The following is a 13,093-nucleotide window of genomic DNA, read 5'->3' as shown; positions in this document are numbered from 1 at the left end:
ACACCAGTCCACGCACTCTCGATCCGGAAGAGCCGCTTTAACCCAGCCGCTCCAGGCCACGTTCAGTGGGTTCAGAGAAATGATGAGAAATGGTATCGAGCGGAATGGGTTGACTATCAGTTCGAGCAGGAACGTAGCTGGCAGATCGGTGTACCGGGCAATCCCGCAGCACCCCACGGCGGTCAGAATCGGTGGGCGCCGGTCAGCATCCAAGACATTTACAATGTCCATAATTCCAACCCGAAGATAGACATCCACATCCCGGATGTGTGCGGTCAGGAATTCTATATCCCGCCACGGTCGTGACGAAAAGCATGAGGGCGCGTTGGTTCGGGCGATACGGTTCGTGGGGCTTGGTCGTGCTGGTATTGGCTGCCGCTGTGGCCGCCGGTGTTGTGTGGGTTACCCACGACAGCACCACCCCGCTGGAAAAAGACTGCGCGACGGTGCGAGATCTCGGCGGCCAGCTGCATGAACTGGGGGTGTGGATGACCGCCCGCTTCGATGACAACACTGACGATGACCTCAGCGACGTTGTTGAGAGACAGTCGGCGCTCGATGGCAGGCTGCGCGCGGCCGCGGAAGCTGTGTCGACGCCGGAGTTGAGGAAGCCCCTGAGGGTCTGGGCGGATGCATTGGCGCTCGACGCGAAGCTGCAGCGCGAAGCCAACGAGTCGACTGCCTCCGACCCGCAGCCGCAATGGGTGCGCGAAGCGCAGGAGGCGAACCTGTTGTCCGACGACGCGATCGCGGCGCTCGACCAGCAGTGTCCAGGGCTCAAGCGGACGGTGCTTGGTCACTAGACTGACCGCCGTGCCTGACCTGCACCTCACCGGTGATCCCGCCGCCGACGCCCTGCTCTCGGACAACCCGTTCGCGCTGCTGATCGGCATGACACTCGACCAGCAGGTGACGATGGAGTCCGCGTTCGCCGGCCCGAAGAAGATCGCCGACCGGATGGGCGGGCTGGACGCGCATGACGTCGCCGCCTGCGACCCGGAGAAATTCACCGCGCTGTGCTCGGAAAAGCCTGCGGTGCACCGGTTTCCGGGTTCGATGGCGACCCGCATCCAGGCCGTCGCGCAGATCGTGGCCGACCGCTACGACGGGGACGCGGCGAACCTGTGGACGGTTGGGAATCCCGACGGTGCGGAGTTGCTGAAACGGATCAAGGCGCTGCCCGGCTTCGGCGAGCAGAAGTCGAAGATCTTCCTGGCGCTGCTCGGCAAGCAGTACGGCGTGACGGCACCGGGGTGGCGGGCGGCGGCGGGGGATTACGGTGCCGACGGCACGTTCATGTCGGTGGCCGACGTCGTCGACGCCGACTCCCTGGAGCGGGTCCGGTCCCACAAGAAGCAGATGAAGGCCAACGCGAAGGTAGGTGCAAACCAGCAATGAAAACCCACTTGCCATGCCCGTGCGGTGAAGTCCTGGTCGGCAAGGACGAAGACGACCTGGTCGCCGTCGCGCAGCAGCACCTCGCCGAGGAGCATCCCGGCCGTAACTACGACCGGGACGCCATCTTGTCCATGGCGTACTGACCGCGAACGTGCAGAACCCACCGGTGCCGCCTGGCGGTTTGCCGGTCAGTTCTGCACGGTCGCGAGAGAAGGCAAGGGGTCAGGGCACCACGGTCGAGCCGATGGTCGGCAGGAAGTTGCACTGCCGCTCGGTGGTGCTGACCTGGCCGAAGATCGTCGACATGATGCTGCCCGAACCGGTGTCGACGATCGCGGTCAGCGTCGTCGGACCCTCCGGGTTGATGTCGGAGCGCGGCTTGAGGGTGGCGCTGCCGGACTTGCCGGTGGTCAGGTTCACCCAGGTGACGTTCAACGGCAGCTTCTGCACCTCGGCCGGACCCGACGTGCCGACCGCGGTGAACACGTAGGCGGTCTGGCCGGGCTTCGGGCCGGGGGTCGGGATCGGGGCCGGGCCCGCCACCGACAGCGCGGTGGCGATCGAGTTGCCGCCGTCGGCGAGGCAGTTCTGCCCGATCGACGGGTACATGAAGTCCTGGGTGGGCGGTGCGTCCGGCCCGAATGCCGCACCGGCCGGCTGGGCGGCGGTCTCGGCGGCGGGTGCGGCGGCCTCCGGGGCCGGAGCCGGAGCGGGTGCGGCCTCGGGTGCCGGCGCCGCCTCGGGCGCCGGAACGGCCTGGGCCGCCGTGTGCGCCATCGGCCCCACCGCATTGGCCGGGTCGATCCCGCTGGGCAGGTGCGCCATCTCGCCGGGGATCGCACCGGCCGCCGGGACGTGCGCGGTCTCGGCCGGTGTCTGCACGAACTGCGCCACCGAGTCCGCGACCGACTTGGAGTCGGCCGGGGCAGCGGAGTTACCGAGGAACGCCGAAGCCGCGGCCATCAGCAGCGACGACGCGCCGGCCGGGTCGGCGGCCGCCTGCTGGATCACCGGGCTGAGCTGTTCGATGGCCGGCAGCCCGGGCAGTTGGGCCGCCGAGGGCAGCGGCAGCGGCGGGCCGGCCGGCTCGGCCCAGGCGACACCGCCCAGCACCAGCGCGGCCGACGCGCCGATCGCAACGGCGGCGCTCGTCGTGGCGCACAGTCTCCGGATCCCCGACATGACTTCTCCAATCCTGGGCGGTGGCTTGCTGAAATCCGAAGTTAGCGCGTTACTGGTGAGGCTCAAGTGACACGTGTGTCATTTATCCAACCGTTACGGAGCCGAACCGCGACGGTGATCCGACAGCCGTTCGCTAGAGTCGTGCCGGTAGACACCACCTCCACCGCCCCGGTCACCCGCTCACGGGCGAATCGACTGACCGCATGGGGCCCGCTGCTGCTGGCGGCCAGCATCAGCGCACGACTGGCCTGGACGTACCTGACGCCCCGCGGTGCGAACTTCGTCGACCTGCACGTCTACATCAGCGGAGCCGCCGCACTGAACCGGCCGGGCACCCTCTACGACTACGTCTACGCCGACCAGACGCCCGACTTCCCGCTGCCGTTCACCTACCCGCCGTTCGCCGCGATCGTCTTCTACCCGCTGCACCTGCTGCCGTTCGGCCTGGTGGCATTCCTCTGGCAGCTCGGAACCATCGCCGCGGTGTACGGCGTGGTCCGGGTCAGCCAGCGACTGCTGGGCGGCTCAACCGGCAGCGAGCCGACACGCGGCCGGCGAGTGGCCATGCTGTGGACGGCGGTCGGCCTCTGGATCGAACCGCTGCGCAGCACCTTCGACTACGGCCAGATCAACGTGATCCTGGTGCTGGCGGTGCTGTGGGCGGTCTACAGCCGCCGCTGGTGGGTGTCCGGGCTGCTGGTCGGGCTGGCGGCCGGGGTGAAGCTGACCCCGGCGATCGCCGGGGTGTACTTCGCCGGGGCGCGCCGGTGGGCCGCCGCCGTCTTCTCCGCGGTGGTGTTCTGCGGCACCGTCGCGGTGTCGGCGTGGGTCACCGGCGATCAGGCCCGGCGCTACTTCACCGAACTGCTCGGCGACGCCCACCGGGTGGGACCGGTCGCCACCTCGTTCAACCAGTCCTGGCGCGGTGCGATCTCCCGGATCCTCGGCCACGACGCCGGCTACAGCGCTCCGGTGCTGATCGCGATCGCCGTCACCGCGGTGCTCGCCGTACTGGCCTGGCGGGCACTGGCGCCGGGCGATCGGCTGGGGCAGTTGCTGGTGGTCGAACTGTTCGGCTTGCTGGCCTCGCCGATCTCCTGGACGCACCACTGGGCCTGGTTGCTGCCGCTGATGATCTGGCTGTTGCAGGGTCCGCTGGCCGACCGTCGCGGCGCGCAGGTGCTGGGCTGGGGCTGGCTGGCGCTGACGCTGATCGGGGTGCCCTGGCTGCTGAGCTTCGCGCAGCCGAGCATCTGGCAGGACAGCCGGCCCTGGTATCTGGCCTGGGCCGGGCTGATCTACGTGGTGGCCGCGCTGGCGACACTGGCCTGGGTGGCGGGAACCCGCCGTCAGGCGCGGCGGCGATAGGCGCTGACGACGTCGGGATCGGGGTCGACGCCCAGGCCCGGGCCCGTCGGCACCGTGATCCGGCCCGCGGTCGGGGTCAGCGCATCGCCGTAGATCGCCGCCTCCAGTTCGAACCAGCGCCACTCGATCATCGCCTCCCGAGTGCCGAGCGCGGCGGTGGCGTGGACGGCGGCGAGCAGTCCGGGACCGGAGTAGAACGAGTGCGTCATCACCGGGATGTTGCGGACGGCGGCCAGCGGGAAGACCTTGCACAGCTCGCTGATGCCGCCCATCTTCGCCGGCGAGGGCTGCACGAAATCGACGGCACCGACGGCGAGCATCCGCTCGAATTCCAGTAGCGTGCCGACGTTCTCACCGGACGACACCGGCAGACCGGTGGTCCGGCGCAACTCGGCCAGCCCGTCGAAGTTCTCCGGCGGCCACAGCGGCTCCTCGAGGAACGTCAGCCCGACGGCGTGCAGGTCCGGTGCGAGAGCCCGCGCCTCCGCCAGGGTCCAGGCACAGCCGGCGTCCACGATCAGCCGCGCATCCGCACCGGCCTCCGCGCGCGCCGCCGCGATCGCCGGAATGCCCGACTCGTGCAGTTTGAGGACGGTGAACCCGGCGTCGACCGCGCGCCGGACCGCGGCGCGAACCAGGTCGGGCTCCCGGTAGCACGCCAGGCTCGCGTAGCAGGGCATCGTCGCGACCCCGCCGCCGAGCAGCGCGCTGACCGGCGCGCCGGCCCGCTTGCCGGCGATGTCCCACAGCGCGATGTCCACCGCCGACAGCCCGTAGGTCAGCACCCCGCCGCGCCCGAACACGTGCAACCGGCGCTGCACGTCGGCCATCAGCGGCTCGATGGCGGCCGCGTCCCGGCCCACGCACAGCGGGGCGATCAGCTCATCGACGGCCAGCGTGACCAGATCGACGGCGTGCAGACCGAAAGCCTCGCCCCAGCCTTCGAGCCCGTCGTCAGTGGTCACCTTCACCAGCAGCGCGTCGGCCGCGGAAAGCCTTGCGCCCCACAGTGATGCACCCGGTACCGCCGTGTCGCTGATCGGGATGCGCAGCGGAATCGCCTCGACAGCGACGATGGTGGTGGCAGGCATGCGCGCTACCCTTCGGCGAGGATCTGGTTGATGTCACCGGCCATCGCCACGTCGTTCCCGGTGATCCCACCGGCCGAATGCGTCACCAGCGAGAATGCGACTGTCCGCCACCGGATGTCGATGTCCGGATGATGATCCTTGGCCTCGGCGTGCTCGGCCACCCGGCGGACCGCGTCGATCCCGGCGAGAAACGACGGGAATTTCACCGACCGCCGCAACACGCCGTCCGTATGCTGCCAGCCGTCGAGTCCGGTCAGCGCCGCCGCGATCTGTTCGTTCGTCAACACAGCCATACAACGACCGTAGGACGGTATACGGTCCTACGCCATGACCAACCAGATCGTCGTCGCGGGCGCGGTGATCGCCGGATCCGCGGTGCTGGTCGCTCAGCGACGCCGACCGCCGGAATTGGCGGGCCGCTGGGAACTGCCCGGCGGCAAGGTGATGCCTGGTGAAACGGAACCGGCCGCACTGGCCCGGGAACTGGCGGAGGAACTGGGCGTCGACGCCGACGCCGTCGTGGTGGGGGAGCGACTCGGCGCCGACGTTCCGGTGGTCGGCGGGATGACGCTGCGGGCCTACCGGGTCGGTCTGACCCGTGGCGAACCCCGCCCGGACGACCACCGCGCGCTGCGCTGGGCGACCGCTGTGGAATTGCCGGGAATCGACTGGGTCCCAGCGGATCGCGCCTGGCTGGACGAACTGATCACGCTGCTGACCTTTGCTGAACGCTGATTCCGACCGTTCGAATGGCGCGCCGGTCACTTCTACCCCACAATATGGTCGCGCGACGATATAACCGATTGATTTGACCTCCCGGATCCACGGCGAGACGGGCGATTCGCTGGCACGCTGGACAGCGAGCATCAAGGAGATTCCCTATGACGACGACCCCGCATGTCGGTGGGCCACTTGAGGAGTTGCTGGAACGCAGCGGCCGCTTCTTCGTTGCCGGTGAGATCTCACCGGACCTGCGCAGCGTCACCCGTCGGGGTGGCCGCGAGGCCGACATCTTCTACCGCGACCGCTGGGCGCACGACAAGGTGGTGCGCTCCACCCACGGCGTGAACTGCACCGGTTCGTGCTCCTGGAAGATCTTCGTCAAGGACGGGATCATCACCTGGGAGAACCAGGCCACCGACTACCCCTCGGTGGGGCCGGATCGGCCCGAGTACGAACCGCGCGGGTGCCCGCGCGGCGCATCGTTCTCCTGGTACTCCTACTCGCCGACCCGGGTGCGCTATCCGTACGGGCGCGGCGTGCTGGTCGAGATGTACCGCGAGGCGAAGGCGCGCCTCGGCGACCCGGTGGCGGCCTGGGCCGACATCCAGGCCGACCCGGAGCGCCGCCGGCGCTACCAGCGGGAACGCGGCAAGGGCGGCCTGGTGCGGATGACCTGGGCCGAGGCCACCGAGATCATCGCCGCCGCGCACGTGCACACGATCAAGAAATACGGCCCGGACCGGGTCGCCGGGTTCTCCCCGATCCCGGCGATGTCGATGGTGTCGTATGCCGCCGGGTCGCGGTTCTTCGAACTGATCGGCGCGCCGATGACGTCGTTCTACGACTGGTACGCCGACCTGCCGGTCGCCTCCCCGCAGGTGTTCGGCGACCAGACCGACGTGCCGGAGTCCGGGGACTGGTGGGACGCGGCGTATCTGATGATGTGGGGCTCCAACGTCCCGATCACCCGCACGCCCGACGCGCACTGGATGGCCGAGGTCCGCTACCGCGGCACCAAGGTGGTGACGGTCAGCCCCGACTACGCCGACAACACCAAGTTCGCCGACGAGTGGATGCCGTGCGCGGCCGGCACCGACGGCGCGCTGGCGATGGCGATGGGGCACGTCATCCTCAAGGACAACTACATCGACAACCAGGTGCCGTTCTTCATCGACTACTCGCGCCAGTACACCGACCTGCCGTTCCTGATCAAGCTGGAGCAGCGCGACGGGATGCTGGTGCCGGGCAAGAACCTGACCGCCGCCGATCTGGGCGGCGAGATTGCGGGAACGGAGAATTCGGCGTTCAAGCCCGCACTGCTCGACGAGGTCACCGACGGCGTCGTCGTGCCGAACGGCTCGCTGGGCTTCCGCTACGGCGACGACGGCGTGGGCAAGTGGAACCTCGACCTGGGTGAGGTGCGCCCGGCGCTGAGCGTGCTGCGCGAGGGCGGGGAGACCGCACTGGTCTCACTGGCCGACTTCGACACCGTCACCGGCGAAGGCACCGTGGTCGAGCGTGGCGTCCCGGTGCGTCGGGTCGGCGAGCACCTGGTGTGCACGGTGTTCGACCTGATGCTGGCCAACTACGCGGTGGCGCGTCCCGGACTGCCCGGGGAGTGGCCGACCGGTTTCGATGACGCCGAGCACGCCAACACGCCGGCCTGGCAGGAGGAGATCACCGGGGTCTCGCCCGGCCAGGTCATCCGGATTGCCCGCGAATTCGCCCGCAGCGCTGAGGAATCCGGCGGCCGGTCGATGATCATCATGGGCAGCGGTATCTGCCAGTGGTTCCACGGCGACGCGATCTACCGGGCCGTGCTGGCACTGCTGATGCTGACCGGGTCGATGGGCCGGAACGGCGGCGGCTGGGCGCACTACGTCGGCCAGGAGAAGGTGCGGCCGCTGACCGGGTGGCAGGTGATGGCGATGGCCACCGACTGGGTGCGGCCGCCGCGGCAGGTGCCCGGCGCCTCCTACTGGTACGCCCACACCGATCAGTGGCGCTACGACAACTACGGCGCCGAGAAGCTGACCAGCCCGCTGGGCCGCGGCCGGTTCGCCGGCAAGCACACCATGGACGTGCTCGCGTCGTCGACGGCGATGGGGTGGAGCCCGTTCTACCCGCAGTTCGACCGCTCCAGCCTCGATGTCGCCGACGAGGCGAAGGCCGCCGGCCGTGACATCCCCGAGTACGTCGCCGAACAACTGGGCAAGCGCGACCTCAAGCTGTCGGTCACCGACCCGGACAACCCGGTCAACTGGCCGCGGGTGCTCACCGTCTGGCGGGCGAACCTGATCGGCGCATCCGGCAAGGGCGGCGAATACTTCCTGCAGCACCTGCTCGGCACCGACTCCAACATCCTGGGCAAGCCCGCGGTCGGCGGGGTGCGACCGACCGACGTGGTCTGCGACGGCGAGATCCCCGAGGGCAAGCTGGATCTGCTGATGTCGATCGACTTCCGAATGACCTCCACGACGCTGGTCTCCGACATCGTGCTGCCGGCCGCGACCTGGTACGAGAAGTCCGATCTGTCGTCGACCGACATGCATCCCTACGTGCACGCGTTCAGCGCCGCGATCGACCCGCCGTGGGAGACCCGCAGCGACTTCGACGCATTCGGCGCCGTCGCCCGCAAGTTCAGTCAGCTGGCCAAGGAACACCTGGGCACCCGCACCGATGTGGTCCTCACCGCGCTGGCCCACGACACGCCGGACGCGATGGCCTACCCGGACGGCACCGAGAACGACTGGCTCACAACGGGTGCCACCCCGATCCCGGGTAAGACGATGGCGAAGGTGACGGTCGTCGAGCGCGACTACACCGCGATCTACGACAAGTGGCGCACGCTGGGCCCGCTGGTCGACACGCTGGGGATGACGGTGAAGGGCTACACCGTGCACCCCGACGAGGAGGTCGAGCAGCTCGGCGCCAAGTTCGGCCTGATGGATTCCGGTGCCGGCGAGGGCCGCCCGGCGATCACCACCGCCGCACGGATGTGCGACGTCGTGCTCGCGCTGTCCGGGACCACCAACGGCCGGCTGGCCGTCGAGGGGTTCCGTGAACTGGAGAAGCGCACCGGGCAGCGGCTGGCCGACCTCGCCGAGGGCAGCGAGGAGAAGCGGATCACCTACGCCGACACGCAATCCCGGCCCTGCCCGGTGATCACCAGCCCGGAGTGGTCGGGCAGTGAGACCGGCGGGCGGCGGTACGCGCCGTTCACGGTCAACATCGAACGGCTCAAGCCGTTCCACACGCTGACCGGGCGGATGCACTTCTACGTCGCCCACGACTGGGTGGAGGAACTCGGTGAGCACCTGCCGGTGTTCCGTCCGCCGCTGGACATGGCCCGGCTGTTCGACGCGCCGGAACTCGGCCCGACCGACGACGGCGTCGGGCTGACCGTGCGCTACCTGACCCCGCACTCCAAGTGGTCGTTCCACTCCACCTACCAGGACAACCTGTACATGCTGACGCTGTCGCGCGGCGGTCCGACCATGTGGATGAGTCCCGGCGACGCCGCGAAAATCAGTGTGCGCGACAACGATTGGGTCGAGGCGGTCAACGCCAACGGCGTGTTCGTCTGTCGCGCGATCGTCAGCCAGCGGATGCCCGACGGGGTGGTGTACGTCTACCACGTGCAGGAGCGCACCGTGGACACCCCGCGCAGTGAGACGACCGGCAAGCGCGGCGGCAACCACAACGCCCTGACCCGGGTTCGGGTCAAGCCCAGCCATCTGGCCGGCGGCTACGCCCAGAACGCGTTCGCGTTCAACTACCTGGGGCCGACCGGCAACCAGCGCGACGAGGTGACGGTGGTGCGCCGCCGCCGCCAGGAGGTCAAGTACTGATGAAGGTAATGGCGCAGATGGCGATGGTGATGAACCTCGACAAATGCATCGGCTGCCACACCTGTTCGGTGACCTGCAAGCAGGCCTGGACGAACCGGGAGGGCACCGAGTACGCGTGGTTCAACAACGTCGAAACCCGCCCCGGCGTGGGGTATCCGCGAACCTATGAGGACCAGGACGTCTGGCTCGGCGGTTGGGAACTGGACAAGAAGGGCCGCCTCAAGTTGAAGGCCGGCGGCCGCATCTACAAGCTGCTGCACATCTTCGCCAACCCCAAGTTGCCCACCATGCGCGACTACTACGAGCCGTGGACCTACGACTACGAGAACCTGATCGCCTCGCCGCCCACCGACACGCTGCCGGTCGCCGCGCCGCGCAGCCAGATCACCGGCGAGCCGATGAAGGTCGAGTGGGGGCCCAACTGGGACGACAACCTCGCCGGCTCACCGGAGATCGTGCCGCAGGATCCGCTCCTCAAGAAGGTCGGCGACCAGGTCAAGACCGACCTGGAAGACACCTTCATGTTCTACCTGCCGCGGATCTGCGAGCACTGCCTGAACCCGTCGTGTGTGGCGTCGTGCCCGACCGGCGCGATCTACAAGCGCAGCGAGGACGGCATCGTCCTGGTCGACCAGGACCGGTGCCGCGGCTGGCGACTGTGCGTGTCGGGCTGCCCGTACAAGAAGGTGTACTTCAACCACAAGACCGGCAAGGCCGAGAAGTGCCACTTCTGCTATCCGCGCATCGAAGCCGGGATGCCGACCATCTGCGCGGAGACCTGCGTCGGCCGGCTGCGCTACATCGGCCTGATCCTCTACGACGCCGACGCGGTGCTGGCGGCGGCCTCGGTGGAGAAGGACACCGACCTCTACGAGGCGCAGCGCGCGGTGTTCCTGGACCCGACCGACCCGGCGGTGATCGCCGGGGCGCGGGCCGAGGGGATCTCCGACGAATGGATCGAGGCGGCGCAACGGTCCCCGATCTACGCGCTGATCAACACCTACAAGGTCGCGCTGCCGCTGCACCCGGAATACCGGACGATGCCGATGGTCTGGTACGTCCCGCCGCTGTCGCCGGTGGTCGACGCGGTCAGCCGCGACGGCGGCGACGGCGAGGACATCGGCAACCTGTTCGGTGCGCTAGACGCCCTGCGCATCCCGATGGCGTATCTGGCCGAGATGTTCACCGCCGGCGACACCGCGGTGGTGGAGGGGGTGCTGCGCCGGCTGGCCGCGATGCGCTCCTACATGCGCGACATCAACCTCGGCCGGGAGACGCAGCCGGAGATCCCGGAGTCGGTCGGGATGACCGAAGAGCAGATATACGCCATGTACCGGTTGCTGGCGATCGCGAAATACGAAGATCGCTACGTCATTCCGACCGCCTACAGCCAGAAGGCGCACGAGCTTGAGCACATGGGCTGCTCGATCACCGGCGGCCCCAACGGGTACGAGGACGAAGACGTCTTCGGGGCCGACCCGGACTCGGCGCAGGCGTCGTTCCACATGACCGAGAACAGCGGCAACGGGCATGCGCAGCGGCCGCGCGGGCGGATCAACCTGCTCAACTGGGAGGGCGGCGGCGCGTCGCCGGAGATGTTCCCGAAACAGGAGTCGTCGTGAAACTGCTGGACCGCGTTCGGCGCTCGCAGCGCGACGGGATTGCCGATCGGCTGGTCTGGCAGGCCGCGTCGCTGCTGCTGGCCTATCCCGACGATCAGCACGACGCGCGGTTGGACACCGTCGAGGAACTGCTGAGCCATCTGCCCAAAGCGGCCGCGGCGGAGGCGGAACTGCTGGGTCGCACGGTGATCGCGCTACGGGAGACTGATCCGTTCATCGCCGCCACCCGGTATGTGGACACCTTCGACCTGCGGCGCCGGTCCACCATGTTCCTCACCTACTGGACCGGTGGCGACACCCGCAACCGTGGGATGCAGATGCTGGCGTTCGCCACCGCCTATCGGGAATCCGGCGCGCAGCCGCCGCCGGGTGAGGCGCCCGACCACCTGCCGGTGGTGCTGGAGTTCGCGGCGACGGTCGACCCCGAAGCCGGGCGCCGGCTGCTGATCGGGCACTGGGCGCCGATCAACGTGCTGCTGCGATCGCTGACCGATGCGGAGTCGCCGTACGCGGACACCATCGCCGCGGTGCTCAAGACGCTGCCGGCGGCCACGGACGCCGAGGTGCGCGATGCGCGCCAACTGGCCGAATCCGGGCCGCCCGCGGAAGCCGTTGGACTGGAACCGTATTCGACGACGGTTCCACTGGGAATGCCGAAGGTGCGGACACAATGACGCTGGTTACCGACGCAGTACGGTGGTGGAACATTGCGCCCTATCTGGCGCTGTCGGTCGCGGTGGTCGCCACCTGGTGGCGCTACCGCTACGACAAGTTCGGCTGGACGACACGCTCATCGCAGCTCTACGAGTCCAAGTTGCTGCAGGTCGCCAGCCCGATGTTCCACTTCGGCAGCTTCGTGGTGATCTTCGGGCACATCATGGGCCTGTTCATCCCGGAGTCGTGGACCGAGGCGATGGGCATGAGCGACCACTTCTACCACCTGCAGGCGATGATCTTCGGCATCCCGGCGGGCATCGCCACCCTGGTCGGCATCACGCTGCTGATCTACCGGCGGCGGTTGCACGCCGCGGTGTTCCGCGCCACCACCGTCAACGACAAGGTGATGTACCTGGTGCTGGTCTGCGCGCTGGTAGCCGGGATGGGCTGCACCCTGATGGGCACCACCCCGTACGGGGAGGCGCACGACTACCGGCAGACGGTGTCGGTCTGGTTCCGGTCGATCTGGGCGTTGGACCCGCGCGGCGACCTGATGGTGCAGGCGCCGATGTACTACCAGGTGCACGTGATGATCGCGCTGACCCTGTTCGCGCTCTGGCCGTTCACCCGGCTGGTGCATGCGTTCAGCGCACCGGTCGGCTACCTGTTCCGGCCGTACATCGTCTACCGCAGCCGCGCCGCGGCGAAGCAGAACCAGCCGATGGGGTCGCGGCCGGAGCGGCGGGGCTGGTGAGGTGAGGCTGCCGAGTCGCGGCGGCCCGCTTACAGTAACCAGCGTGGCTTTACCTGACGACGTCTATACGCGGTTGCTGATGTTCCGCACCCGCCTGCGGCGGTTCGAACGGTGGAGCGCCGATCAGGCGCAGGCCGCCGGCCTGACCCCGGCCCAACACCAGTTGCTGCTCGCGGTGCGCGGCCACACCGATTCCCGCGGGCCGACGGTCGGCGATGTTGCGGACTACCTGCTGCTGCGTCACCACAGCGCCGGGGAGCTGATCCAGCGGGCCGAGGCGGCGGGACTGGTCGACCGGGTCCGCGACAGCGAGGACCAGCGGGTGATCCGGCTGCAGCTCACCGAAGCTGCGGCGAAATGCCTGCAATCGCTGACCGAATTGCACCTCGAGGAGCTCGAACGGTTCAGCGCGGAGTCATCGCTGGAACTGTGACCTTCGTTGCTCTA

At 68.5% G+C, this 13,093-nt stretch carries 13 protein-coding genes and 1 pseudogene; 11 read left to right on the top strand and 3 right to left on the bottom strand.

The annotated features are described in order from the left end of the window. The 4 genes and pseudogenes from KIH27_RS18485 to KIH27_RS18475 form a co-directional block, all read left to right on the top strand. Nucleotides 1–306, top strand: a pseudogene (locus tag KIH27_RS18485) (hypothetical protein); the annotation flags it as partial. Between the two features lie 47 nt (nucleotides 307–353). Further along, complete coding sequence (locus KIH27_RS22695) at nucleotides 354–803, top strand: hypothetical protein (protein ID WP_250150359.1); 450 nt, start codon at nucleotides 354–356, stop codon at nucleotides 801–803. Nucleotides 804–813: 10 nt separating this feature from the next. Beyond that, on the top strand, nucleotides 814–1,398 hold the full coding sequence (locus KIH27_RS18480; RefSeq protein WP_307856933.1) for an HhH-GPD-type base excision DNA repair protein: 585 nt from the start codon (nucleotides 814–816) through the stop codon (nucleotides 1,396–1,398). Next, the gene (locus KIH27_RS18475; protein ID WP_214094431.1) at nucleotides 1,395–1,541 is read left to right on the top strand and encodes a DUF1059 domain-containing protein; all 147 of its coding nucleotides are present in this window, start codon (nucleotides 1,395–1,397) and stop codon (nucleotides 1,539–1,541) included. The genes KIH27_RS18480 and KIH27_RS18475 overlap by 4 nt, the downstream gene beginning before the upstream one ends. Nucleotides 1,542–1,620: 79 nt before the next feature. Here the strand turns inward: KIH27_RS18475 and KIH27_RS18470 are convergent, their stop codons facing one another. Then, nucleotides 1,621–2,580, bottom strand: coding sequence for an Rv1157c family protein (locus KIH27_RS18470; RefSeq protein WP_214094430.1), 960 nt, complete (start codon nucleotides 2,578–2,580; stop codon nucleotides 1,621–1,623). 84 nt (nucleotides 2,581–2,664) lie between these two features. Here KIH27_RS18470 and KIH27_RS18465 point away from each other — a divergent pair, with 84 nt between their 5' ends. Further along, complete coding sequence (locus KIH27_RS18465) at nucleotides 2,665–3,948, top strand: mannosyltransferase (RefSeq protein WP_214094434.1); 1,284 nt, start codon at nucleotides 2,665–2,667, stop codon at nucleotides 3,946–3,948. Here KIH27_RS18465 and KIH27_RS18460 read toward each other — a convergent pair. After that, a complete protein-coding gene (locus KIH27_RS18460; RefSeq protein ID WP_214094429.1) occupies nucleotides 3,930–5,039 on the bottom strand; it encodes a mandelate racemase/muconate lactonizing enzyme family protein in 1,110 nt (369 codons plus the stop codon). The two genes, KIH27_RS18465 and KIH27_RS18460, sit on opposite strands and share 19 nt — an antisense overlap. A gap of 5 nt (nucleotides 5,040–5,044) precedes the next feature. After that, nucleotides 5,045–5,332, bottom strand: coding sequence for a 4a-hydroxytetrahydrobiopterin dehydratase (locus KIH27_RS18455; RefSeq protein ID WP_214094428.1), 288 nt, complete (start codon nucleotides 5,330–5,332; stop codon nucleotides 5,045–5,047). 34 nt (nucleotides 5,333–5,366) lie between these two features. Here KIH27_RS18455 and KIH27_RS18450 point away from each other — a divergent pair, with 34 nt between their 5' ends. The 6 genes from KIH27_RS18450 (at nucleotide 5,367) to KIH27_RS18425 (ending at nucleotide 13,079) form a co-directional block, all read left to right on the top strand. Next, entirely contained in the window at nucleotides 5,367–5,774 is a 408-nt protein-coding gene (locus tag KIH27_RS18450) for a (deoxy)nucleoside triphosphate pyrophosphohydrolase (RefSeq protein ID WP_214094427.1), read from the top strand. A gap of 146 nt (nucleotides 5,775–5,920) precedes the next feature. Then, nucleotides 5,921–9,613, top strand: coding sequence for a nitrate reductase subunit alpha (locus KIH27_RS18445; RefSeq protein ID WP_214094426.1), 3,693 nt, complete (start codon nucleotides 5,921–5,923; stop codon nucleotides 9,611–9,613). Further along, nucleotides 9,613–11,235, top strand: a complete 1,623-nt coding sequence (gene narH / locus KIH27_RS18440; RefSeq protein ID WP_214094425.1) for a nitrate reductase subunit beta — start codon at nucleotides 9,613–9,615, stop codon at nucleotides 11,233–11,235. Before KIH27_RS18445 ends, narH begins: the two co-directional genes overlap by 1 nt. After that, the gene (gene narJ, locus KIH27_RS18435; RefSeq protein WP_214094424.1) at nucleotides 11,232–11,909 is read left to right on the top strand and encodes a nitrate reductase molybdenum cofactor assembly chaperone; all 678 of its coding nucleotides are present in this window, start codon (nucleotides 11,232–11,234) and stop codon (nucleotides 11,907–11,909) included. Before narH ends, narJ begins: the two co-directional genes overlap by 4 nt. After that, nucleotides 11,906–12,646, top strand: coding sequence for a respiratory nitrate reductase subunit gamma (narI, locus tag KIH27_RS18430; RefSeq protein ID WP_214094423.1), 741 nt, complete (start codon nucleotides 11,906–11,908; stop codon nucleotides 12,644–12,646). The genes narJ and narI overlap by 4 nt, the downstream gene beginning before the upstream one ends. Nucleotides 12,647–12,689: 43 nt before the next feature. Continuing rightward, nucleotides 12,690–13,079 carry a MarR family winged helix-turn-helix transcriptional regulator gene (locus tag KIH27_RS18425; protein ID WP_214094422.1) on the top strand — a complete coding sequence of 130 codons (390 nt, stop codon included), beginning with the start codon at nucleotides 12,690–12,692 and terminating at the stop codon, nucleotides 13,077–13,079. Nucleotides 13,080–13,093 lie beyond the last annotated feature (14 nt).

The organism is Mycolicibacter acidiphilus (genome assembly GCF_018455725.1).
Lineage (GTDB): Bacteria > Actinomycetota > Actinomycetes > Mycobacteriales > Mycobacteriaceae > Mycobacterium > Mycobacterium acidiphilum.
This window is presented reverse-complemented; position numbering and strand designations above follow the sequence as displayed.